Raw genomic sequence first — 23771 nt, 5'->3', positions numbered from 1 at the left:
CGGGGCAGCGGGTGACGCGCCGCCCCGGGAGTCGATCAGGCGCCCCAGCCGGCCTGGGTGCCGCCGACGCGCTCCTCGGCGATGCGGGGCAGGTAGCCGGATGCCGCGAACGCGGCCATCGGGTCGGCGGGAAGCCCGCGCGACTCACGCCACTCGGCGAGGGCCGGGCGCACGTCGGTGTAGAAGGCGTTCATGAGCACCGCGTTGGCGCCGAGCACGTCGTTCGCCTGCTGCGCGGCATCCAGAGCGGCACGGTCGATGAGGAGCGCGCGCGCCGTCATCTCCTGCACGTTCAGCACCGAGCGGATCTGCCCGGGGATCTTGTCCTCGATGTTGTGGCACTGGTCGAGCATGAAGGCCACGTCGGGGTTGTTCAGGCCCCCGCCGCGCACGACCTCGGTCAGGATGCGGAACAGCTGGAACGGGTCGGCCGCGCCCACGATGAGGTCGTCGTCGGCGTAGAAGCGCGAGTTGAAGTCGAACGAACCGAGCTTTCCGAGGCGCAGGAGCTGCATGACGATGAACTCGATGTTCGTGCCCGGCGCGTGGTGACCGGTGTCGAGGCACACCATCGCCTTGTCGCCGAGCGAGGCGACCTGGGCGTAGGAGGTCCCCCAGTCGGGAACATCGGTGTGGTAGAACGACGGCTCGAAGAACTTGTACTCCAGCACGAGACGCTGGTCGTCGCCGAGGCGCGCGTAGATCTGCTGCAGCGAGTCCTGCAGGCGGTCCTGGCGGCCGCGCATGTCGTTCTGGCCGGGGTAGTTCGAGCCCTCGGCGAGCCAGATCTTCAGGTCGCGCGAGCCCGTGGCATCCATCACGTCGATGCAGGCGAGGTGGTGGTCGATGGCTTTGCGGCGGATGCGCTCGTCGTGGTGGGTGAGGGCGCCGAACTTGTAGTCCTCGTCCTGGAAGGTGTTCGAGTTCACCGTGCCGAGCTTCACGCCGAGGTCCTCGGCGTGGCGGCGGAGGGCCGAGAAGTCGTCGACGAGATCCCACGGGATGTGCAGGGCCACCGAGGGGGCGAGCGCCGTCAGGCGGTTGACCTCTGCGGCATCCGCGATCTTCTCGAACGGATCGCGGGGCGTCCCGGCGGTGGGGAACACGCGGAAGCGCGTGCCGGAGTTGCCGAACGCCCACGAGGGCAGCTCGATGGCCTGGCCTTCGAGGGTGGAGAGGATCTCGGGAGACAGCGTCGTCATGGGCGGGTGCTTTCGGTCGGGGCGGATGCCGAGGACTCGGCGTTGACGGAGGGAACGGATGCCGCGGGCGCGGCCGCGGCAAGCTGGTCGGCGAGGTGGAACACCTCGGTGAGCGTGGTCGCCGCCTGGTCGGGGCGCCCGTCGAGGCCGAGGAAGAAGGGGGCCATCTCGGCCTCCCATGCGGCTGCGACCGGGGACGCGGCGAGATAGGCCTGCGCGGCCGCGTCGTCGTCGGTCTCGTAGTAGCCGATGAGGCGTCCGCCCGCACCGAGGAAGAGGGAGTAGTTGCGACGACCGGCTGCGGCGATCTCGGCGAGCATGTCGGCGCGGACCGGGGTGTGCCGGGCGACGTACTCGTCGACCCGCTCCGGGTGGACACGGAGTTCGAAGCAGACGCGCGTGGTCTGTGCGGACATGGGGTAGGTCTTCTCTCCCTCGAGAATGAATCGTTTCATCGCACGATACCACAGCGCGTCGGACGGTGCGATATCGTCAACGGATCATGGCGGTGAAGATCAAGGACGTCGCGGCGCACGCGGGTGTCTCGGTGGGGACCGTCTCGAACGTGCTGAACGGTCGCGCGACCGTCTCGCCCGCCGCCGTCGAGCGCGTCCGCGCCGCGATCGACGCCCTCGGCTACGTCCGCAACGACGCCGCCCGGCAGTTGCGGGCGGGACGCAGCCGATCGCTCGCGCTCATCGTGCTCGACGTCGGCAACCCCTTCTTCGCCGCGGTGGCGCGCGGGGCCGAGGCCCGCGCCGCGGCCGACGGGTACATCGTGCTGCTCGGCTCGAGCGGTGCGGACGGCGACCACGAGCGCCTCTACCTCGACCAGTTCCGCGAGCAGCGCGTCGCGGGCGTGCTGCTCACCCCGGCCGACGCCGACGGCGACGTCGTGGAGCACCTGGCGTCGGCCGGCGTCCCGGTCGTACTCGTCGACGAACAGGCCGCCGCGGGCGAGGTGTGCACCGTCTCGGTCGACGACGTCGAGGGCGGCCACCTCGCCGTCGCCCACCTGCTCGCGCAGGGGCGGCGACGCATCGCCTTCGTCGCCGGCCCCCTCGCCACCCGCCAGGTCGCCGACCGCCTCACCGGCGCGCGCCGCGCGGTCGCGGAGGTCGAGGGCGCCACGCTGGAGATCATCGAGACGGCCGCCATGACGGTCCTCGCCGGCCGCGCGGCCGGTGAGGGGCTGCGCGAGCGCTCCGACCGCCCCGACGCCGTCTTCGCCGCCAACGACCTGCTCGCCGTCGGGGTGCTACAGGCGCTCACGATGCTCGGCGACATCCGCGTGCCCGACGACATCGCCCTCGTCGGATACGACGACATCGACTTCGCCGCCGCCACCGTCGTGCCGCTCACCTCGGTGCGTCAGCCCGCCGAGGAGATCGGCTCGACCGCCGTCGATCTGCTGCTGCGCCAGCTCGACGGCGAGCTCGACCCCGCCGAGCGCCAGGTGCGCTTCCGACCCGAGCTCGTCGTGCGGGCATCGAGCCGCTAGCGCCGTCGCGCGGGCCGGGTGCGTTCCCACGAGCCGGTCCGTCCGTCCCGTCGCGCGGCCAGGTGCGCTCCCGCGAGCCGGTCGGCCCGCCCCGTCAGGCACCTCCGCTCCCACCGTTGAGTGTCCAGAACACGCCGTGCACCGCCCCGCGGACGCGGCGTGTTCTGGACGCTCAACGGGAAGCCCCCCCCCCCCGGTCGAGTGTCTGAGACACCCGGAGACCGCCTCCACGGCATCCGGGATTCGTGGACGCTCGCGGGGCCGGCCGCCGCGGGGCGGGGAAGCCGCGGAACCGCCGAGGCCCGGGGCCGACCGCGGACCCGGAACGCCGACGTCCCGGAACACCGACACCCCGGAACACCGACGCCCCCGGAACGCCGAAGCCCCCGGAACGCCGAAGCCCCCGGAACGCCGAAGCCCCGACCGCCACGAGGGCGGCCGGGGCCGATGCGGGGCGTCGACTCAGAAGTCGAAGTCCGCGATGTTCGAGGAGTCGAACACGTAGGGGTCACCGAGGAGGACCGTGGCGTCGGCGCCGACGGTGAACTCGCCGAGCTTGCCCGCCTCGAAGGAGTCGCCCTCCTTACCCGTGATGGTGCCGTCGATCAGCGCCTTGGTCGCGTACGCCGACAGGTAGCCGAGGTCGGCGGGGTTCCACAGGGCGAACGCGGTGATGGTGCCGTCCTGCACGTACTCGCGGAGCTGGTTGGGCGTGCCGAGACCGGTCAGCGCGACCTTGCCCTTGTACTCCGAGGTCGAGAGGTAGCGACCGGCGGCGGCGATGCCGACGGTGGTCGGCGAGACGATGCCCTTGAGGTTCGGGTACGTCTGCAGCAGGGCCGCGGTGCGGTCGAACGAGGTCTGGTCGTCATCGTCGCCGTAGACGACGTCGACGAGCTCGATGTTCGGGTGGTTGGCGGCGAAGTCCGCCTTCATGAGCTCGATCCAGGCGTTCTGGTTCGTCGCGTTGGCCGCGGCCGACAGGATCGCCACCTGACCGGCGTCGCCGATCTGCTTCGCGACGAGGTCGACCTGCACCTTGGCGATGCCCTCGGCGGTCGCCTGGTTGATGAAGAGGTCGCGGCACTTCGCGTCGGTGTCGGAGTCGAACGTGACGACCTTGACGCCGGCGCTGCGTGCCTCGTCGAGCGCGTCGCAGATGGCCGAGGGGTCGTTCGCCGAGATGACGAGGCCGCCCACGCCCTGCTGAGCCGCGGTCTGGATGTACTGCACCTGCGACGTGGGCGTCGCCTCGCTCGGACCGACCTGCTCGAAGGTGCCGCCGAACTCGCCGATGGCCTCCTCGCCGCCCTTGTTCGAGGTCTCGAAGTACGGGTTGCCGAGGTTCTTCGGCAGGAAGGTGATCGCGAGATTGCCCCCGTCGCCCCCAGAACCGGAGCCTCCGCCGGAGCCGCCGGAGCAGCCGGTGGCGACGAGGGTGACCGCCAGGGCGAGAGCGGCGGCAGCGGTGCCGACGCGGGTCTTGCGCGTGAATGCGAACATCGTTGTTTCCTTTCGTGATGCGGGTGTGGTGAGCAGGTCAGACGGTGGCGGCGGGGGCGGAGGCACGCGCGTTCCTGCGCTTGCCGAGGGCGGCCGCTCGGCGGGATTGCACCCAGGCGAGCAGGCTGGCCGACACGACGGAGAGCACGAGGAGCACGCCGGTGATGACGTTGATGATGTCGCTCGTCACCCCCGCGAGCCGCAGCGCGCTGCCGAGGGTGCCGATGAGCAGCACGCCGGCGATCACGCCGTGGAGGGCGCCGCGACCGCCGAAGATCGACACGCCGCCCAGCAGCACTGCGGCGATGATCTGCAGCTCCATGCCCATGGCGTTCTCGCCGCGGGCGTTGCTGTAGAGCAGGGTGAAGTAGACCCCCGCGAAGCCCGAGACCGTGCCGCTGAGCACGAACAGGACGAACTTCGTGCGGGCCACGTCGATGCCGGAGAACTGCGCGGCCTCCTTGTTGAGGCCGATCGCGTACAGCGACCGCCCGAACGGGGTGAGGTGCAGCAGCACGGCGAACACGATCGCGAGCACCGCGAACGGGATCATGATCAGCGGCAGGGGCGTTCCGGGGATGTTCGCCTTGGCGAGGTCGGTCCAGGTTTCGGGGAACTCCGTGACCGCCTCGGTGCCGAGGAGGCCCACGGCGATGCCGCGGAAGAGCGCGAGCGTCCCGATCGTGACGGCGAGCGAGGGCAGTCCCACGACCGTCACGAGGAAGCCGTTGATCGCCCCGGCCACCAGGCCCACGACGATCGCCGCGAGGGCGGCGACCTCGAACGGCCAGCCCGCCTGCGTGAGGACGCCGACGGTGACGCTGGAGAGACCGACGATGCTCGCGACCGAGAGGTCGATCTCCTCGGTGATGATGATGAGCGTCATCGGCAGCGCGATCAACAGGATCGGTGCGATGTCGCGCAGCAGGTACGTCACGGTGAGCGGGCTGTCGAAGTTGCGCACGGTCGCCAGCGAGACGACGATCACGAGCAGCAGGATGCCGATGATGGCGGCCTCGCGCGTGAGCAGGGCGCGACGCCAGAACGGGCGTCCGTGCGCGCGGTAGGTGCGGGCGCGTTCGTCGACGGTGGTGGAGGTCATCGACCCGTCTCCCTCTCTGCGGTGAGCTTGCGGGACTGCCGGACGGCCAGCACGCGGTCGAGCACGATGGCGCCGAGGATGAGCGCTCCGACCACGGCGCGCTGCCAGAAGTCGTCGATGCCGAGGATCGGCAGCGCGCGGTTGATCGTGAGGAGCAGGTAGGCGCCGATGGCCGCACCCCAGACGGTGCCGACGCCGCCCGAGATCGCGACGCCGCCGATGACGGCCGCCCCGATCGCCTGCAGCTCCCAGCCGAAACCGGCGTTGGAGGCGACGGTGCCGTACCGGGCGGCGTAGAGCACGCCCGCGAGACCGGCGAGGGCGCCGCTGGTGACGAACGCGCCGATGATGCGGCGGTTCACCTTGAGGCCGTACAGGTGGGCGGCGGCCGGGTCGGACCCGATCGCGTACAGCTCGCGCCCGCTGCGGAGGTTGCGCAGGTACCAGGCCGCGACGATCAGCACCACGACGGCGAGGATCGTCAGGATCGGGATGCCGAGGATCTGGCCCGTCCCGAGCCCGCGGAAGTCGGCGGGCAGGTCGGAGGCGTTGACGCGGTTGCTCCCCGCCCACGCGACGTTGATCCCGCGGTAGATGTACATCGTGCCGAGGGTGATGACCAGCGCGGGCACCTTCGCGTAGGCGACGAGCGCGCCGTTGACGAAGCCCAGGATGCCGCCGACCACGATGCCCGCGAGGAAGACGACCACCAGCGGCAGCCCGGGCACGTCGATGAAGAGGCGTCCGGTGAGATAGGCGGTCAGCCCCACGACCGAGCCGACCGACAGGTCGACGTTGCGCGTGATGATGACGATCGCCTGCCCGACGGCGACGAGCAGCAGCAGCGACGGCGTGAGCAGCAGGTCGCGGAAGCCGTCGGGCGAGAAGAGGAACGTCGGGTTGTTCAGCGTCGCCACGACGATGATCAGCACGAGCGCGAGGACGATGCCGCTCTCGCGCGCCGTGGCGACGTGCGAGACGAGCTTCGCCGCGGGGCTGGTGCCCGGACGGACGGGGGTGGCGGTGCTCATCGGAGGCTCTCCGCTTCAAGGGTGGTCGGGACGGGGAGGAAGGATGCCGCGCTCACAGCGATGCCCCCGCCTCGGCGGTCGCGGCGAACATGACGGCCTCGGGGGTGGCATCCGCTCGTGCGAACTCCCCCGTCAGTCGTCCTTCGCGCATGACGAGGACGCGGTCGGCCATGCCGAGGACCTCGGGCAGTTCGCTCGAGATCATGAGGATCGCGAGGCCCTGCTGCGCGAGCTCGGAGAGGAGGCGATGCACCTCGCTCTTGGTTCCGACGTCGATGCCGCGGGTGGGCTCGTCGACGATCAGCACCTTGGGCTGCGTCGCGAGCCACTTGCCGATGACGACCTTCTGCTGGTTGCCGCCGCTGAGCGTTCCCGTCGTGGCATCCAGGGCCGCCGTCTTGACCTCGAGGCGGCTCGCCCATTCGCGCGCCGCGCGGTTCTCATCGGAGCTGCGCAGGAGTCCCCAGCGCGAGAGCTTCTGTCGGATCGCGAGGGTGATGTTGCGCGAGACGCCCTCGTCGAGGACGAGCCCCTGCTTGCGGCGGTCTTCGGGCACGAGCGCGAGGCCGCGTGCCGTCGCCTGACGCACGGCGTTCTTCGGCAGCATGCTGCCCGCGAGGCGCACGGTGCCCGATTCGTAGGGGTCGACGCCGAAGATCGCGCGGGCGACCTCGCTGCGCCCGGCGCCGACGAGTCCGGCGAGACCGACGATCTCGCCGGCGCGCAGCGTGAACGAGATGTCGCGGAAGACGCCCTTGCGGGTGAGCCCCTCGACCTCGAGCACGACCTCGCCGGGGGTGGACGGCAGCTTCGGGAAGAGCTCGGTCACGTCGCGGCCGACCATCTGCCGCACGAGGTCGTCGACCGTCGTGTCGGCCAGGGGCGTCGTGTGGACGTATGCCCCGTCGCGCATGACGGTCACGGTGTCGCACAGGGCGAAGACCTCGTCGAAGCGGTGCGAGATGAACAGCAGGGCGCGGCCCTCGTCGCGCAGGCTCCGCGCCACCGCGAACAACCGCTCGACCTCGACGCCGCTGAGCGCCGCGGTGGGCTCGTCCATGATCAGCACCCGAGCGTCGAGCGAGATGGCCTTGGCGATCTCGATGATCTGCTGGTCGGCGATCGAGAGCCCCTCGGTCACCCGATCGGGATCGAGGGCGACGCCCAGGCGGGCGAAGATCTGCGTCGCCTCCTCGCGCATCGCGGCGCGGTCGATGCGTCCGAGACGGCCGGTGGGCTGGCGGCCCATGAAGATGTTCTCGGTGACCGACAGGTCGGGGAACAGCGTCGGCTCCTGGTAGATGACCGCGATCCCCGCGGCCTTCGACTGGGCGGTGCTGACGAAATCGACGCTCTCGCCGTCGAGCAGGAAGTCGCCGTCGTCGCGACGGTAGAGGCCCGCGATGATCTTCACGAGCGTCGACTTGCCCGCGCCGTTCTCGCCGATCAGCGCGTGGATCGAACCACGGTCGAGCACGAGGCTCCCCGACCGCAGGGCCACCACGGGGCCGAAGGACTTCATCACGCGGCGCAGCTCGAGGGCGTGGTCGGACGGGGCGTGGGTCGCGTCCATCGCGTCAGCCATGCGGCCTCCTCATTGAGGGTCGGTCCGGTTTCCCGGGTCGAATCTGAAACGTTTCAGATCGGATGCCAGTCACTGTAGGGTGAGCCCGACGACGTGGTCAAGTCGGGATCGCGTCGAGACCGGATCGTGACGTGAGGAGGCGCCGTGTCGGTGAGCATCCGCGATGTCGCGACCCTGGCGGGCGTGTCGGTCGGGACCGTCTCGAACGTGCTCAACCGCCCCGACGCCGTCTCCGCCTCGTCGGTCGAACGCGTCAACAGTGCGATCGAGCAGCTCGGCTACGTGCGCAACGACGCGGCGCGCCAACTGCGCGCGGGAGTGAGCACGACCGTCGGCTTCGTGGCACTCGACGGCCGCAACCCCTTCTTCGCCGACGTCGTGGGCGGCGCCGAACACGAGGCCACCGCGCGCGGTCTCGCCGTCCTGCACGGCAACAGCGACGAGGACGCCGCCCGGGAGACGCTGTACATCGACCTGTTCGAGCAGCAGATGGTGCGGGGCCTGCTCATCGCGCCGTTCGGCGACGTCACCGCGCGACTCACGCGGCTTCGCGCCCGCGGCATCCCGTCGGTGCTGATCGACCGCTTCTCCGGCGACGGACGCTTCTCGTCGGTCTCGGTCGACAGCGTGGCCGGTGGACGACTGGCGGCCGAGCACCTGCTCTCGCGCGGTCGTCGCCGGATCGCCTTCGTCGGCGGCTCCTTCGACATCCGTCAGGTCACGGACCGTCTCGCCGGAGCCCGCAGCGCGGTCGAGAACAGCGCCCACCCCGCCACGCTCGAGGTCGTCCCCACCCACGCGCTCACGGTCGACGAAGGAGTGGCCGCCGGGCGGCGGCTCCTGGCCCGCGACCGCGCCGATCGCCCCAACGCGGTCTTCGCCGCCAACGACCTCCTCGCCCTCGGACTCCTCCAGGGCCTGGTCGTCGACGGCCGCATGCTCGTGCCGGACGAGATCGCCGTCGTCGGCTTCGACGACATCCCCTTCGCCGCCGCGGCGGCCGTGCCGCTCACCTCCGTCCGCCAGCCGAGCGCGCTCATCGGGGGGACGGCGATGCGCATCCTGCTCGACGAGGCCGACGATCCCGGGCGCCCGACGCGGCAGACGGTGTTCGCGCCGGAGCTCGTCGCCCGAGCGTCCACGGGGGCGCCGTAGCCCGACGCCCCCGCGCCGGCGTCAGTGCGCCGGCATCCCCTCCACGGCCTCGGCCTGCTTCGGCGTCCGCACGAACGCCGCGAGCACGACCACCGCGATCGACAGGCACGCCGCGACGAAGAAGGCGGTGTGGATGCCGGAGGCCGTCGCATCCACGGCACCCGCTCCCCCGCCGGCCGCCGACGCGGCGCCGACGGTCATGAGGGTCACGAACACCGCGGTGCCCGCCGCTCCCGCGAGTTGCTGCACGGTGGACACGATCGCGGAGCCGTGCGGGTAGAGCGCACGCGGCAGCGAGCCGAGCGCCGAGGTCATGAGCGGGGTGAACATGAACGCCAGGCCCAGGCTGAGGACGCAGTGCACGGCGATGACGAAGCCGATCGGCGTCGTGGCCGAGAGCGTCGCGAAGCCCCACAGCGCGACGCTCGCGACGACCGCGCCCGGGAGCACCAGCGGGCGCGCGCCGAAGCGGTCGAAGAGGTTGCCGACGATCGGCGCCATGAGACCCATGAGCAGTCCGCCCGGCAGCAGCATGAGGCCGGTGAGGAGGGTTCCCAGGCCCAGGACGTTCTGCAGGTACAGCGGCAGCAGGATGAGCACGCCGAAGAGGGTGGTCATGGCGACGACGACCAGGATCACGGCCACGGTGAAGGTCGAGTGGCGGAAGACGGCGAGGTTCAGCAGGACGCGTTCGGTCGCGCCGAGCCGCACCTGCCGGACGACGAAGGCGGCGAGCGCGACCGCACCGACCACGAGCGGGATCCACACGGGCACGAGGGCGTGTCCGCCGGCGGCCTCGCCGATGCTGGAGAGTCCGAAGATGATGCCGCCGAAGGCGAGGGCCGACAGCACCACCGAGAGCACGTCGAGGGCGACGCGCCGGGTCTCGGTGAGGTTCTGCACCCAGCGGGCGCCGAGCGCGATCGCGACGAGGGCGATCGGCACCATGACGACGAACATCGCACGCCAGGGGAAGACCGACAGGATGAGTCCCGACACGGTCGGCCCCACGGCCGGGGCCACCGAGATGACGATCGAGATCAGGCCCATCATGCGCCCGCGCCGGTGGGCGGGGACGACGTTGAGCACCGTCGTGAACAGCAGCGGGATCATGATCGCCGTGCCCGACGCCTGGACGATGCGCCCGAGCAGCAGCACACCGAAGCCCGGCGCGACGGCGGCGACGACCGTGCCGAGGGTGAACAGCCCCATCGCGGTGAAGAAGAGCGTGCGGAGCGGGAAGCGTTGGATGAGGAAGCCGGTGGTGGGGATGACCACGGCCATCGTGAGCAGGAAGGCCGTGGTGAGCCACTGCGCGGTGGCGGCGGCGATGTCGAGCTCGCGCATCAGCTCGGGCAGGGCGACGCCCATGATCGTCTCGTTCAGGATGACGACGAAGGCGGCGACCACGAGGAGGGCGATGACCGCACCGGGGCGGACGCCGCTCCTGCCGGGCGGCGTGGCGGTGGTGGGGACGGTTCCGGTGGAGACCATGGGCGACCAATCTGAGCAGGTTCCGACAAGTTGGCAGTTACTGCCAATAAGACATGGACTACTGTATCGGACATGAGCACTCCCGCGGCCCCCGTCGAGGGCCTGCGCGACCGCCGCCGCCGCGAGACCGCCGTCGAGATCTGCGCCGCCGCTCTCGACCTCTTCGAGCAGAAGGGGGTGCAGGGCACGACGGTCGACGAGATCGCCGCGCGCGCGGGCGTGTCCGCACGCACGTTCTTCCGCCTCGCCGGCACGAAGGAAGACGCGGTCTTCATCGACGACGGCCGCTTCGCCGACGCCCTCGCGGGGGTCGGCGACGCCGGCGACGGCATCCGCGCCCTCCTCTCGGCTCTGCGCGACGTCTTCGCCCGTGAACTCCAGCTCCTGGATGCCGACGCCCAGGCGCGCGAACGGTACCTACGCGTGCGGCGACTCATCGCCCACGAGCCCGCCCTGCTCGGCGCCGCCGTGCGCCGGGAGGTCACCTCGGCCGACCGCTTCGTCCCCGAGATCGCCGAACGGGTCGGGCTCGCCGAGCTCGACGTGCGCACGGCCCTCGGAGTGGCCGGCCTCGAGATGCGGACGACCCTCGACGAGTGGGCGCGCCGCTACGACCGCGGCGAGGCGAGCACGCTCGAAGGTCTGCACCGCGAGGTGCGGGCCCGGCTGACGGACGCCGTCTGACTCGCCGACACGACCGCGGCGGTCACGTCTCGCGCGTGATCGTCACCTTCACCTTGAGGTTGCTTTTGCCGGGGCCGGCGTAGACGCCGCGCAGCGGAGGGACGTCGTTGTAGTCGCGGCCGCGACCGACGAGCACGTGACGGTCGCCGATCTCGATGTTGTTCGTGGGGTCGAAGCCCTGCCAGTCGCCCGCGAACCACTCGACCCACGCGTGCGACTCGCCCGTGACCGCCTCGCCGACCTCCGCGGACGGCTTCGGGTGCAGGTAGCCCGAGACGTACCGGGCCGGGATGCCGACCTCGCGCAGCGCTCCGATGGCGACGTGCGCGATGTCCTGGCACACGCCCTTACGGGCCTCCCACGCGTCGATCGCCGTGGAGGTCACGCCCGTGACGCCCTGCATGTACTCGATCGCGTTCCCGATCGCCTCGGCGATGGCGTGCGCGGCCGGGCCGGGACGGTCGTGTTGGGCGGCGATGGACCGCGCCAGTTCGGCCACCTCGGCGTGCGGGGTGGTGCGGCGGGTCTGCGACAACTGCTCCACCGTCGAGATCGATCGGTCCGCCTCGGCGGCGAGCTGCTCCCACGTGATGTCGGCGTGCTCGATCGGTCGAGGGCGCACCTCGACCAAGGAGCGCGCCGTGATCGTGAGCGCGGCATGCGGCGAGAGGACGTCGAACGCCGCGACCCGCGTGCCGAAGTAGTCGACGTACTGGTTGACCGAGGTGGAGGGCTCGATGTCGAGCGACGAGCTCAGCACGAACTGGCTGTCGGTGGAGTGCGGGAGCATGCGCGCCTCGTTGTACGAGGCGACGACGTCGCCCGGGTACACGAAGCCGGTCTGGTGCTCGATGCGCAGGCGCTTCATCGCAGACCCCCCGGGGTCGTCGCGATCGCCGCGGTCATGGCATCCATCATGAGATCTCCCCGATCCAGCTCGGCTCGGCCTGCGTCGGGAAGAACCGCGAGCGGATCGCCTCCGACGCCTCGCGCGTGACCGTCTGCACGCGCTGCATGTGCTCCGGCAGGTCGGTGAGCACGTCGCTGACCGGCCGGTACTCGAGGTCGTTGCGGATCTGACCGAGGGCCCGCAGCACGGTGTTGGAGTGCCCGACACGGTCGGCGCGCGGGTCGATCGCGCTCATGCAGTCCTCGGCCCGCTGGATCGAGTAGATGATCGAGCGCGGGAACAGGCGGTCGAGCAGCAGGAACTCCGCCGCGTTGCGGGCGCTCGGCATGCCTCGATAGGTGCGCAGGTAGGCCTCGTAGGCGCCGCACGACCGAAGGATCGTGGTCCACGACGGCCCCGACACCTCGGTGAGCGACCGGGTCGCGAGCAGGCGGGCCGTCATGTCGGTGCGCTCGATGCTGCGGCCGAGGGTGAAGAACTGCCACGCCTCGTCGCGGTTGGTGGACGAGTCGACGATGCCGATCGCCAGGGCGGCGCGTTCGCGCACCCACTGGAAGAACTCGTGCACCTTGTCGGTCTGCAGCCGCCGCGGCATCCGCGAATTCGTGGTGTTGAGGATCTCCCACAGCTCGGTCGAGACGATCTCGCGCGCGCGGCGGGCGTTCTCGCGGGCCGCGGTGAGCGAGTAGGCGATGCTCGACGGGTTCATGCGGTCGACCGCGAGGCGGGCCAGCACGTCGTCGCGGCGCACCGAGTCGACGTTCTCGGGCCAGGCCGAGCCCATCACGCTCAACAGCGACCGGCACGCGGTGTCCTCGTCGATCCAGGGATCCTCGAGCAGCAGCTGCAGGTGCACGTCGAGGATGCGCGCGGTGCCGTCGCTGCGCTCGATGTAGCGCCCGATCCAGAACAGGCTCTCCGCGATGCGGCTCAGCATGATCCCCGCTCCCCTCCGTCACCAGCGGGCGCGGCCGAGCGCACAGAGGACCCTGGGCGCACCGAGCACCCTGAGCTTGTCGAAGGGTCCGGTACCCCCTCGCGCGCCTGCTGCTGCTGCTCCGCCTGCGGGCCGTGCTGCACCCCGGCATCCTGCTGCTGCTGTTCCTGCTGCTCCTTGCCGGAGCCCGGGCGCGGGTCGCGCGGGGAGGTGGTGGGCGCGGGCTGACCGTCGTAGATGATCGGGATCGCCTCGGTCACCGCCGCCTGGTCGGCGACGAGACCCGAGACGCCGTTGCCCTGGCCGTACTCGACGTGAGACGGCGCGGATCCGCCGACCACCCATGTGTCCTTCGAGCCACCGCCCTGGCTCGAGTTGACCACGAGCTGACCCTCGGGGAGGGCCACGCGGGTCAGGCCGCCGGGCAGCACCCAGATGTCGTCGCCGTCGTTGACGGCGAAGGGACGCAGGTCGGCGTGCCGCGGTCGCATCCCGTCCTCCACCAGCGTCGGGATGGTCGAGAGCATGACGACCGGCTGCGCGATCCAGCCGCGGGGATCGGCGAGCAGGCGTTTGCGCAGCGCGTCGAGCTCGGCCGGCGAGGCGTCGGGGCCCACGACGAGTCCCTTGCCGCCGGAGCCGTCGACCGGCTTGACGACGAGCTCGGGCAGGCGATCGAGCACCTCTTCGAGCGCGCCCGGGTCTTCGAGCCGCCAGGTGTCGACGTTCTTGAGGATCGGCTCCTCCGCGAGGTAGTAGCGGATGAGATCCGGCACGTACGTGTAGAGCAGCTTGTCGTCGGCGACGCCGTTGCCCACGGCATTGGCGATGGTGACATTGCCCAGGCGCGCCGCGAGCATGAGGCCGGGGGCGCCGAGCATCGAGTCGGCGCGGAACTGCAGCGGGTCGAGGAAGTCGTCGTCGACGCGGCGGTAGATGACGTCGACGCGCTGCGGTCCGCGCGTGGTGCGCATGAAGACCTTGCCGCCGATGCACAGCAGGTCGCGTCCCTCGACGAGCTCGACGCCCATCAGACGCGCGAGCAGCGTGTGCTCGAAGTACGCCGAGTTGTAGACACCCGGGGTGAGCACGACGATGTTCGGGTCGTCGATCCCGGGCGGGGCCGACGCCTTGAGCGCGGCGAGGAGCTTGTTGGGGTAGTCGCCGACGGGGCGGACGCGCATCGACACGAACAGCTCGGGCAGCGTCTGCGCCATGACCCGGCGGTTCGAGATGACGTACGAGACACCCGAGGGCACGCGCACGTTGTCTTCGAGCACGCGCATCTCGCCGTGCTCGTCGCGGATGAGGTCGATGCCCGACACCTGGATGCGCACGCCGTTGGCACTGCGGATGCCGGCGGCCTGGCGGTAGAAGTACTGCGACGACGAGATGAGACCCGCGGGCAGGATGCCGTCGCGCACGCAGTGCTGGTTGCCGTAGGCGTCGTCGAGGAAGGCCTCGAGGGCGCGCACCCGCTGCTTCACGCCCGCCTCGATGCGCGACCACTCGTCGTAGGCGATGACCCGGGGCACGGCATCCAGGGGGAAGGGCCGCTCCTCGCCCGCGAAGTCGAACGTGACGCCCTGCGCCAGGTACGAGCTCGCCAGTGACTCGGTGCGGCCGCGCAGCTCCTCCTGCGTCATCTGCGCGAGCGTCTGGTACAGCTCCCGGTACGCCTCGCGAGAGGGGGCGGCGTCTCCGGGCGAGGCCGGGACGCCGAACATCTCGTCGTACGCCGGGATGCCGGATGCGGTCTTGCGCGGCGCCAGCGCGGAGCCGTAACCGTCGAACAGGTCACCCATGCTGAGACTCTACTCAGCACCGTGTTGCGGGAACGTTTCCCCCACACCTCTCCCACGTCCGCACAGCCGATGGATAGAGTGACGCCCACCGTCCGCCGCAACGACCAGGGGTGCCTCCATGCGCGTGCTCGTCACCAGTTCCCGTAACACCTTCGCCCTCGACCTGATCCGCAAGCTCGGCAGCGTCGGGCACACGGTGTTCGCGAGCGACACCTACGACGGCGCCGTGGGCAACCACTCGCGCTTCCTCTCCGGACACCTCGCCACCCCGTCGCCGCGGTTCGAGACCGACGCCTTCATCGCCGCGGTGAGCGACTACGTCGAGAAGCACGACATCGACGTGATCATCCCCACGTTCGAGGAGGTCTTCTACCTCGCCGCCCGCGTGGCCGACCTTCCCCCGCGCGTGCGCCTGTACGCCGGCAGTTTCGCCGATCTGGCGCGCCTGCACGACAAGGCGAGCTTCCAGCGCCTGGCTCAGGATGCCGGGGTGCCCATCCCCGAGACGGTGGTCGTCATCTCGCCCGAGGAGCTGCGCGAGGCGATCGCCTCGTTCCCGCGCTACTTCGCCCGCGCGGCGTTCTCGCGCGGCGGCGTCGGCCTGCTGACCAACACCGGTCCGCTCGCGGGCAAGATCCCGGTCGACGAGTGCGTCCCCACGCCCGAGCAGCCGTGGCTCGTGCAGCCCTTCGTCGATGGACCGATGGTGTGCACCTACAGCGTCGTCGTCGACGGCAAGGTCCAGGCGCACACCACGTACAAGGCCGCCGAGCAGTGGGCGCATTCCACCGCGATCGCGTTCATCGCCGTCGACAGCACCGACACGCTCCGCTACACGCAGCAGCTCGTCGACACCCTCGACCCGGGCTTCACCGGACAGATCTCGTTCGACTTCGTCGACCACGGCAGCGCCACGGCCCCCGACTACAAGATCATCGAGTGCAACCCGCGGCCGACGAACGGCGTCATCCTGCTCGAGGCCGACGACGTGTCGAAGGCCATCCAGGGCGAGCTCGCCGAGCCGGTCGTGGCCGTGCCCGGCACGGAGCGGCAGATCACCCTCGCCGTGCTCGCCGACGCATTCACGGAGCCGCTGAAGCACCTGCCGAAGACGCTGCACGACCTGCTGCACGTCCGTGACGTGGGCGCGGGGTGGTGGGACGACGCCGCGATGCTGTGGAGTCCCGCGACCATCGTGCACGGCGCCAAGATCTCGCACGGCGATCGCAAGGAGATCCTCGCGGCCCTCGGCGACGACATCGTGTGGAACGGCGAGCCGATCGAGGGGATGACCCCGGCGGACGCCGAGGCGCTCGAGGCGGTGCACGCCGGTCGGGTCTGACCCTCCGGCATCCGCGATACGTACACGCGAGTCGCCAGGAATCGTCGCTTCCGGTGCGTTCAGGGCGACAGATCCTGGCGACTCGCGCGCCCGGGATCAGGGGCGGAGCACCACCTTGATGCAGCCGTCCTCCTTCTTCTGGAACGTCTCGTAGAGACCGGGGGCGTCCTCCAGCGGGGCGTGGTGGGTGACCAGATCCATCACGCCGAGCGGGTCGGCGGAGTCCTCGACGAGCGGCAGCAGGTCATCGATCCAGCGCTTGACGTTGCACTGGCCCATGCGCAGGTTCAGCTGCTTGTCGAACATCGTCTTCATGGGCAGGATGTCGGCCTCGCCGGCGTACACCCCGCTCAGCGACACCGTGCCGCCGCGGCGCACCAGGTCGATCGAGGCGTAGACCGCGGCGAGGCGGTCGAGGCCGGCCTTGTCCATGAGCTTCTGCGCGAGGGCGTCGGGGAGCAGCCCGACGGCGTTCTGCGCGAGCTTGATCCCGCCGTTGCCGTGGGCCTCCATGCCGACGGCATCCACCACGCCGTCCGCCCCGCGTCCCTCGGTGAGGTCGATGAGCTCGTCGACGACGGTGTCGGTCAGGTCGTAGGTCAGGATGCCGTGGCGCTCGGCCATCGCGCGGCGCTCCGGCTCGGGCTCGATCGCGAGCACCCGGTAGCCCAGATGCACGCCGATGCGTGCGGCGAACTGCCCCACCGGGCCGAGACCCATCACCGCGAGCGTGCCGCCCTCGGGGACGTTCGCGTACTTCACGCCCTGCCAGGCGGTGGGCACGATGTCGCTGAGGAACAGGTAGCGGTCGTCGGGCAGGTCGTCGCCGACGCGGATGTGGTTGTAGTCGGCCAGCGGCACGCGCAGGTACTCGGCCTGACCGCCGGGGACCTGCCCGTAGAGCTTGGTGTAGCCGAAGAGCGCCGCGCCGCTGCCGTACTCGCGCACCTGCGTGGTCTCGCACTGCGACTGCAGACCGCGGCGGCACATGAAGCAGTGCCCGCACGAGATGTTGAAGGGGACGACGATGCGGTCGCCGACCGCGAGGTTCGTCACGGCCGAGCCGACCTCGACGACGACGCCCATGGGCTCGTGGCCGAGCACGTCACCCTTGTCGATGAAGGGGCCGAAGAGCTCGTAGAGGTGCAGGTCGGAGCCGCAGATCGCCGTGGAGGTGATCTTCACGATCGCGTCGGTCGGCTCGAGGATCTCGGGGTCGGGGACCTCCTCGACGCTCACGTTGCGGGTGCCCTGCCAGGTCAGTGCCTTCATGGTGATGCCTCTCGTTCCGGGGGACGGCTAGTCTGCAGCGAGACCGGAAGACCGCCGAGGTGGTTGACGAACCCCCGCCTCGTGGGTCAGGCGCCGGTCTCGGCCAGTGGTGGGGAGTCCACCCACGCGTGCACGCGGCGCAGGAACGCGGCGTATCCCGCCGGGGTGCGTCCCGTGAACCGCCCCGACGTCTCGACCTCGTGGGTGTCGCTCGCGCGCACCGTCGCCCCGATGGCCCGCACCGCGCGGACCAGGGCGACGTCCTCGTGCTCGGCCAGATCGGGGATCCCGCCGGCCCGCGCATAGACGCTCGCGCGCACGCCGAGGTTGGCGCCGTGCACGTTGCCGGCGGGTTCACCGCGCCGGTGCGTCGCACGCCAGTACGCCGCATGCCGCGCGCTGAGATCGGCGAAGTCGGGACGCACCGTGCCCAGGATGAGATCGACACCGGCATCCATCAGCTCGAGCTGGTGCGTGATCCAGTCGCGGGGCACCGTGGTGTCGGCATCCGTCATCGCGATCCAGGTGTGCGCCGGGTCGCTCCCGAGAAGGCTCAGGGCCCGCTCGACGCCGAGGCGGCGGGCGGTGCCCACGCGCCGCGCCGTGAGCTCGACCGCCTCGATCCCGCGGCGCCGCACCTGCGCCGCCGTGGTGTCGGTGCAGGCGTCCAGGGCGACCACGACCACCGCCGACAGCCCGGGGTCCCGCTCGCGCGCGTGCGCCACCGCCCGCTCGACCGAGGCCAGGCACCGACCGATCAGCGCCTCCTCGTCGTGGGCCGGGATGACCACCGCCAGCGCCGTCACGCGAGCAGGCCCGCCTCGGCCGCGACCGATCGGGCACCCGCTCGCCCGAACACCTCGAGCAGGAAGTCCTCTTCCTCGTGCCGCACGAGGCGCACGAGGTCGGGTCGGGCGCCGATCGCGGCGTGCACCTCGTCGCCGCTCCGCGGGTATTCGGCGACCGGATGCCGCCAGTGGCAGGCGACGAGGTGCCCGTCGGCGCTCAGCGTCGACACGGCCGCCGCGAGCCCCCGCTCGAGGTCGTCGCCCGCCCAGTAGTACGCCACCTCCGACAGCACGATGAGCTCGAACGCCCCCTCCGGCCAGTCGGCGGGCAGCGTCGCTCTCCGCAGCTCGACGTTCCGACGGTCGGCGAGCCGCGCGCGGGCGCGCTCGAGCGCGGCGGAGGCGAGGTCGACGGCGATGACGCGGTCCGCGCGATCGGCGAGCTCGGCGGTGAGCGCGCCCGTCGCGCAGCCGGCCTCGAACACCGCCCGGTAGCGCCGGCGCGGAAGCGCCGCGAGTAGCGCTGCGCGTTTGCGGTGCTCGTACCAGCGCGAATCGAACCCCCACGGATCGTCGTGGCGCGCGTACATGTCGTCGAAGTAGTCCTGCCCGACGGAGGGCGCGGCGGGCATCGCCATCGCGTCCCGCGCGGTCGGTTCTGCGACGGGCTCCGGGGCGAAGAACACCTCGCCGTCGCGCTCGAAGTGCGCGCGCATGCCCGCGTGCACCATCGGCTCGTCGCCGGGCGCGGGCGACAACGCCTGGAGCTGACTCGCGTGCGTGTCGAGGGCGCGGGTCTTGGCATCCCGAGCCGCCGCGTCGAGGGCGAGGCGCTCCGCGCGCTCCCACGGCACGTCGTCGACGCCGCCCCAGTGCCAGAGCCAGATCGGGAAGGAGCGCGAACGCACCCCGCGCGCCGCGCACACGTCCTCCACGATCTCGCCGACCACCCGGTGGTCGCGGTGTCCGTCCCCGCGCCACGGCGAGAGCACGAGCACCCGGTCGGAGGGCTCACGGTCGACCGCGCGCAGCACCGCCGCGGCGATCGCGTCGCGGTGGTCGTCGGTGCCGCCGTCGGGGAGTCCGAGGAACACCGGCTCGCTCTCGATCCCCACGATCGACGCGGCCTCCCGCAGTTCGCGGCGGCGGGCCAGGGCGAGGGTCGCGGGGCTGTGCGTGGGCGAGTCGGGGTGCGACCCCTCGCCGTCGGTCACGACGAGGATGTCGACCGGGATGCCGCGGGCGGCGGCCGTCGCGATCACGCCGGCGGCGCCGAGGGTCTCGTCGTCGGGATGCGCGGCCACGACGATGACCCGGTCCACGTCGAGGGCGAGCGCCGGGAGCTCGCGCCGCAGGGCGGGGCTCCACACGCTCTCGGCGGTCCCCGGATCGCGGTGGTCGAAGCTCACCACCCTCCGTCCCCCGCGGCGACGTCGGACCCGATGCGGGCGAGGTCCCGCTCGGCGTGATGCTGACGCACGTACACCTGGAGGTCGGCCACCCGCCGGGCGTGCGCCTCGTCGGCGACGAGCGGCGCCGGTCCGAGGGCGTGCGCGGCCGCGGCGATCGTCTGCTCGACGGCGTCGACGACGACCGTGCGCGCGCGGGTGGCGCGCAGACCCGGGGATGCCGACCCGCCGCCGTCGAACACCGTCGCCGTCTCCACCAGGACGGCGCGCGCCGCCCACAGGGCCGCATCGGCGCGTCCCAGGTGCACGCGCGAGAGCTGATCGGCCCGCTCCCCCGCGGCGGCCGCGGCGAGCGCGTCGCGCAGGGGCATCGCCCCGCCCCACCAGCACGCCGCGACACCGACCCCGCCGTGCGCGAATCCGGGTCGGCGCAGGTACCAGCCCGGATCGCCGACGGGGACGGCGATCGCGCCGTCGACGTCGATCGGGGCGCTCACGACCCGGTCGAGGCCCCGGGCGTGCCACGGTCCCGAGCGCGCCGACACGGCCGGGCCGCGCAGGTCGAGCGCGAAGAGCTGCCGGTGGTCGTCGTCGACCCAGGCCGTGACGAGCGCGTGGTCGAGGTCGGCGGCAAGGGAGCACCAGGGCTTCGTCCCGTGCAGGGTCCAGGTGCCGGCATCCCGTCGCGCCTCGAGGCGCGCGCCCGGCCCCTCGGCCGCGAAGACCCCCCACGAACCGTCCGTTTCGGTGTCGAGCACGATCCCGTCGGCGGCCGCCTCGTCGAGGATGGCGAGGGCATCGAGATGCGGCTCGAGCATGCGGGCCGCGGCGACGTCGCGGGCGGCGACCCCGGCGAGCAGCTCCCAGGTCGCCGCGAGCGACCGCGGCCGGGGGACCCCGGTCGCCCAGGCGAGCGTGGCGGCGAGATCGGTGCCGAGGGTCTGCACGGCATCCGCCCGCTCGAGAGCCTCACGGACGCCGTCGAGATCGACCGCGCCGGGCGCGAGGAGCAGGGGGAAGCGGGGATGGTCGCCGTCTGTCACTGACCCACCCTCGGCGCGGGGAACGTTTCACGACAGAGCCTTGACACCGACCCGCCGACGGACAGCGGATGCCGCTCGTCGGCGCCGCGGCTCAGCGGCGGCGGAGCACGCGGCGGCGGACCAGGGCGTCCAGCCGCGCGATCTGCACGAGAAGCGACGGGAACGACGCCGACACACCGGTGCGCGGCAGCCGGTCGAGCGCCGGCTCATCGCCGGGGAGAGCCGCCTGCTGCCCACGCACGAGCCGCCGGATGGCGTTCAGGAGTGCCATCGGATGGGTGTCGAGGGCGCTGTGACCGTTGTGGAGGCGCACGAGGGTGGCATCCGGAGCCGACGCGACCACCCGCTCGGCGATCGCGGCCGGTGTGCGCAGGTCGCGATCGCCTGAGAGCACCACGAGCGGCCAGTCGAACCCGCGCACGGCCTCGAGCAGGTCGTACGGCTCTCCCGCGAAGGCGGGGTAGCGCGAGGCGAGGGGCAGGTAGGTGCGCACCGGGTCCAGCGGATGCCCGTCGAGGGTGCCCCCGTAGCCCAACTCGCGGAAGGCGATCGTGCCCACGAGGTCGAACTCGTAGATGCGCGGGATGTCGGCGATCTCCGCGTCGCGCGTGGCGTAGGCGGTCAGCGCCCGCCACGCGAGACCGGGCTCGTGACGCACGAGCGGGTGGACGAGGTCGGTCCCGCCGAGCTCGTACGCGGCGCGGACGACGTCGAGCACGATGCGCTCCGAGACCCCCGCCGTCACGAGACGCCGCACCCCGCGGGCCATGTCGTCGTCGGCATCCCAGAACAATCCTCGAACGGCAGCGCGCTCGATGTCGATGTCGTGGGCCGACTGCAGAGCGGAGTCGAGCAGCATCGACGCGACCCGTTCCGGATGCCGCGCCCCGAACGCCATCGCGAGGTAGCTGCCGTAGGAGGAGCCGACGATCACCGCCCGATCGACGCCCTCCGCGTCGAGCACCGCCGCGACGTCGTCGAGCACGGCGGTGATGCGCATCGCCGCGGGAGGGAGCGGGCGGGCGTCGAGGTCGCGGCGGGAGCGCCCGATGCCGCGGTGCTCGATCATGATCACATCGAGCCCGCCGCCGGCCGCCCGTCGCCGCAGGCCGCGGTACGGCAGGACCGACGCCAGTCCCGGGCCCCCGGGGATGATCACGACAGGGGTCGCGCCGCGCGGTCCCGTCCGTACGTACGCCAGGTCGAAGGCGGGCGTGCCCTCGGCCGCCGGGCGCCGGACGTGCCGCAGGCTCTCACGCATGGGGGAACGCTACCGCTGCGGAGCGTGGGTGGGCCCGGATGCGCGCGGACGGTTCCGGTTGGCTGTGAGTTCCGCCCCCGGCGGCACCGGCGCGCTCGGCGCTCCCTAGGCTCCGAAGGTGACCCCCGCTCCCTCCCGCCTGCGCGATCTCCCGGCCGTCGTCGCGGGGATCGCCGCGACCGTGCTCGGGGCGGGTCTCGGCGAACTCGCCGCGGCGCTCGTCGCCCCTTCTGCGAGTCCCTTCGCGGTCATCGGGGGCGCGATGATCGATCTCGCCCCCGCGTGGGCGAAGGACCTGGCCATCGACCTGTTCGGCACGGGCGACAAGGCCGCGCTGCTGGTCGGCATCGCCGTCCTGCTGCTGGTGGTCGCCGGGGTGGCCGGCGCGCTCGAGAACCGTCGTCCGCCGTGGGGCCGGGTGGTGCTCGCGGGTCTCGGCGCGCTCGGCGCCGTCGTGTCGCTGACGCGCGCCGATGCGGGACTGCTGTCTCCGGTGCCGTCGCTCATCGCGGGAGCGGGGGCGGCGCTCGTGGGCGCCCTGCTGGTCGGCCGCCTCCGTCGTCCGCCCCGGCGGCCCGTCGCCGATCCGCGCGCGGACGAGGGGGTCACCCGTCGCGGCGTGCTCGCCCTCTCGGGCGTCGCCGTCATGGCCGGCGCCCTCGCCGCCTTCGGTTCGGTGGCGCTGAGCGGCGGCGCGCGGGCGATCAGCGCCGTGCGTTCCGCCCTGCGCCTGCCGCAGCCCGCGACCACGACCACGGTTCCGGATGCCGCCGACCTCGGCATCGACGGCCTCTCCCCCGTCATCACGCCGTCGGCGGACTTCTACCGCATCGACACCGCCCTCGTCGTGCCCCAGGTCGATCCCGCGACCTGGACGCTGCGCGTGCACGGCCTCGTCGAGCAGGAGGTGGTACTGCGCTGGGACGACCTCGTCGCCCTCCCCCAGAAGGAGACCGTGGCCACCCTGGTCTGCGTCTCCAACGAGGTCGGCGGCTCGCTCATCGGCACCGCGCGGTGGCTCGGCGTGCCGATCCGCGACATCCTCGCGCGGGCGAAGCCGACCGCCGAGGCCGACATGGTGCTCTCGCGTTCCGTCGACGGGTTCACGGCATCCAGTCCCCTGGAGGCGCTCACCGACGACCGCGACGCGCTGCTCGCGATCGGCATGAACGGCGAACCGCTGCCGATCGAGCACGGCTTCCCGGTGCGCATGGTCGTGCCAGGACTCTACGGCTACGTCTCCGCGACGAAATGGGTGAGCGAGCTCGAGGTCACGCGCTTCGACCGCGCCGAGGGGTACTGGACCCCGCGCGGATGGTCGGAGCGCGGACCGGTGAAGCTGCAGTCGCGCATCGACGTCCCCCGCGCGGGTGCACGCGTGGAGCCCGGCTCGACCGTCATCGCCGGGGTCGCCTGGCACAACCACGTCGGCGTCGCCGGTGTCGAGGTGCAGGTCGACGACGGCCCGTGGCAGCCGGCGACGCTGGCGACGGCCATCTCCGCCGACACGTGGGTGCAGTGGAGCCTGCCGTGGGAGGCGACGAGCGGCCTGCACACCGCGCGCTGCCGCGCGATCTCGGCCGACGGCAGCACGCAGACGTCCGACCAGGCCCCTCCCGCCCCCGACGGCGCGACCGGCTGGGACGAGGCGACGATCTCGGTCGCGTGACGCTCACGCGCGAGATGCCAGGATTCGTCGCCGGAGCGGACTCCGAAGAGACGAAATCCGGCACCTCACGCGAGAGCG

Annotated in this window: 20 protein-coding genes; 5 read left to right on the top strand and 15 right to left on the bottom strand. The window is 71.8% G+C overall.

The annotated features are described in order from the left end of the window. Positions 1 to 35 precede the first annotated feature (35 nt). Both rhaI and RWH45_RS08440 read right to left on the bottom strand, forming a co-directional pair. A complete protein-coding gene (rhaI, locus tag RWH45_RS08445; RefSeq protein ID WP_315994430.1) occupies positions 36 to 1202 on the bottom strand; it encodes an L-rhamnose isomerase in 1167 nt (388 codons plus the stop codon). After that, the gene (locus tag RWH45_RS08440; RefSeq protein ID WP_315994429.1) at positions 1199 to 1618 is read right to left on the bottom strand and encodes an L-rhamnose mutarotase; all 420 of its coding nucleotides are present in this window, start codon (positions 1616 to 1618) and stop codon (positions 1199 to 1201) included. Before RWH45_RS08440 ends, rhaI begins: the two co-directional genes overlap by 4 nt. An 86-nt stretch (positions 1619 to 1704) precedes the next feature. On the opposite strand from RWH45_RS08440, the gene RWH45_RS08435 reads away from it, so the two are divergent. After that, positions 1705 to 2703, top strand: a complete 999-nt coding sequence (locus tag RWH45_RS08435) for a LacI family DNA-binding transcriptional regulator (RefSeq protein ID WP_315994428.1) — start codon at positions 1705 to 1707, stop codon at positions 2701 to 2703. Between the two features lie 462 nt (positions 2704 to 3165). On the opposite strand, the gene rhaS is transcribed toward RWH45_RS08435, so the two are convergent. Genes rhaS through RWH45_RS08415 form a run of 4 tightly spaced genes read right to left on the bottom strand, consistent with a single transcriptional unit; the run spans position 3166 to position 7924 of the window. Further along, a complete protein-coding gene (rhaS, locus tag RWH45_RS08430; RefSeq protein ID WP_315994427.1) occupies positions 3166 to 4206 on the bottom strand; it encodes a rhamnose ABC transporter substrate-binding protein in 1041 nt (346 codons plus the stop codon). A 37-nt stretch (positions 4207 to 4243) separates the two neighbouring features. Beyond that, on the bottom strand, positions 4244 to 5308 hold the full coding sequence (locus RWH45_RS08425) for an ABC transporter permease (RefSeq protein WP_315994426.1): 1065 nt from the start codon (positions 5306 to 5308) through the stop codon (positions 4244 to 4246). Continuing rightward, positions 5305 to 6339 carry an ABC transporter permease gene (locus RWH45_RS08420; RefSeq protein ID WP_315994425.1) on the bottom strand — a complete coding sequence of 345 codons (1035 nt, stop codon included), beginning with the start codon at positions 6337 to 6339 and terminating at the stop codon, positions 5305 to 5307. Before RWH45_RS08420 ends, RWH45_RS08425 begins: the two co-directional genes overlap by 4 nt. Before the next feature lie 52 nt (positions 6340 to 6391). After that, complete coding sequence (locus RWH45_RS08415; protein ID WP_315994424.1) at positions 6392 to 7924, bottom strand: sugar ABC transporter ATP-binding protein; 1533 nt, start codon at positions 7922 to 7924, stop codon at positions 6392 to 6394. A 144-nt stretch (positions 7925 to 8068) separates the two neighbouring features. Here RWH45_RS08415 and RWH45_RS08410 point away from each other — a divergent pair, with 144 nt between their 5' ends. Beyond that, the gene (locus RWH45_RS08410; protein WP_315994423.1) at positions 8069 to 9079 is read left to right on the top strand and encodes a LacI family DNA-binding transcriptional regulator; all 1011 of its coding nucleotides are present in this window, start codon (positions 8069 to 8071) and stop codon (positions 9077 to 9079) included. A gap of 21 nt (positions 9080 to 9100) precedes the next feature. Here RWH45_RS08410 and RWH45_RS08405 read toward each other — a convergent pair whose 3' ends face one another. Next, complete coding sequence (locus tag RWH45_RS08405) at positions 9101 to 10573, bottom strand: DHA2 family efflux MFS transporter permease subunit (protein ID WP_315994422.1); 1473 nt, start codon at positions 10571 to 10573, stop codon at positions 9101 to 9103. A 72-nt stretch (positions 10574 to 10645) separates the two neighbouring features. Between RWH45_RS08405 and RWH45_RS08400 the strand changes: the two genes are divergently transcribed. Then, positions 10646 to 11257, top strand: coding sequence for a TetR/AcrR family transcriptional regulator (locus RWH45_RS08400; protein ID WP_315994421.1), 612 nt, complete (start codon positions 10646 to 10648; stop codon positions 11255 to 11257). A 22-nt stretch (positions 11258 to 11279) separates the two neighbouring features. Here the strand turns inward: RWH45_RS08400 and RWH45_RS08395 are convergent, their stop codons facing one another. The 3 genes from RWH45_RS08395 to RWH45_RS08385 are packed head-to-tail and all read right to left on the bottom strand — an operon-like array spanning position 11280 to position 14909. Then, the gene (locus RWH45_RS08395) at positions 11280 to 12125 is read right to left on the bottom strand and encodes a transglutaminase family protein (protein WP_315994420.1); all 846 of its coding nucleotides are present in this window, start codon (positions 12123 to 12125) and stop codon (positions 11280 to 11282) included. A gap of 46 nt (positions 12126 to 12171) precedes the next feature. Further along, the gene (locus RWH45_RS08390; protein WP_315994419.1) at positions 12172 to 13104 is read right to left on the bottom strand and encodes an alpha-E domain-containing protein; all 933 of its coding nucleotides are present in this window, start codon (positions 13102 to 13104) and stop codon (positions 12172 to 12174) included. Beyond that, positions 13098 to 14909 (bottom strand): circularly permuted type 2 ATP-grasp protein, encoded by a 1812-nt coding sequence (locus RWH45_RS08385; protein ID WP_315994418.1) that lies wholly within the window; start codon positions 14907 to 14909, stop codon positions 13098 to 13100. Before RWH45_RS08385 ends, RWH45_RS08390 begins: the two co-directional genes overlap by 7 nt. Before the next feature lie 118 nt (positions 14910 to 15027). On the opposite strand from RWH45_RS08385, the gene RWH45_RS08380 reads away from it, so the two are divergent. Beyond that, a complete protein-coding gene (locus RWH45_RS08380) occupies positions 15028 to 16251 on the top strand; it encodes an ATP-grasp domain-containing protein (protein WP_315994417.1) in 1224 nt (407 codons plus the stop codon). Positions 16252 to 16347: 96 nt separating this feature from the next. Here RWH45_RS08380 and RWH45_RS08375 read toward each other — a convergent pair whose 3' ends face one another. The 5 genes from RWH45_RS08375 to RWH45_RS08355 form a co-directional block, all read right to left on the bottom strand. Then, positions 16348 to 17523, bottom strand: coding sequence for a zinc-dependent alcohol dehydrogenase (locus RWH45_RS08375; RefSeq protein WP_315994416.1), 1176 nt, complete (start codon positions 17521 to 17523; stop codon positions 16348 to 16350). An 86-nt stretch (positions 17524 to 17609) separates the two neighbouring features. Continuing rightward, entirely contained in the window at positions 17610 to 18329 is a 720-nt protein-coding gene (locus tag RWH45_RS08370; protein ID WP_315994415.1) for a glycosyltransferase family 2 protein, read from the bottom strand. Then, entirely contained in the window at positions 18326 to 19720 is a 1395-nt protein-coding gene (locus RWH45_RS08365; RefSeq protein ID WP_315994414.1) for a PIG-L family deacetylase, read from the bottom strand. Before RWH45_RS08365 ends, RWH45_RS08370 begins: the two co-directional genes overlap by 4 nt. Beyond that, complete coding sequence (locus RWH45_RS08360) at positions 19717 to 20763, bottom strand: acyl-CoA dehydrogenase family protein (RefSeq protein WP_315994413.1); 1047 nt, start codon at positions 20761 to 20763, stop codon at positions 19717 to 19719. Before RWH45_RS08360 ends, RWH45_RS08365 begins: the two co-directional genes overlap by 4 nt. 91 nt (positions 20764 to 20854) lie before the next feature. Further along, on the bottom strand, positions 20855 to 22024 hold the full coding sequence (locus tag RWH45_RS08355; protein WP_315994412.1) for an alpha/beta fold hydrolase: 1170 nt from the start codon (positions 22022 to 22024) through the stop codon (positions 20855 to 20857). 118 nt (positions 22025 to 22142) lie between these two features. On the opposite strand from RWH45_RS08355, the gene RWH45_RS08350 reads away from it, so the two are divergent. Then, on the top strand, positions 22143 to 23693 hold the full coding sequence (locus tag RWH45_RS08350) for a molybdopterin-dependent oxidoreductase (RefSeq protein WP_315994411.1): 1551 nt from the start codon (positions 22143 to 22145) through the stop codon (positions 23691 to 23693). Positions 23694 to 23771: the final 78 nt, after the last annotated feature.

It is taken from the genome of Microbacterium galbum, from assembly GCF_032464915.1.
In the GTDB taxonomy this organism is placed as follows: domain Bacteria; phylum Actinomycetota; class Actinomycetes; order Actinomycetales; family Microbacteriaceae; genus Microbacterium; species Microbacterium galbum.
Note: the sequence above shows the minus strand (reverse complement) of the source record. Positions and strands in the feature narration are given on the sequence as shown.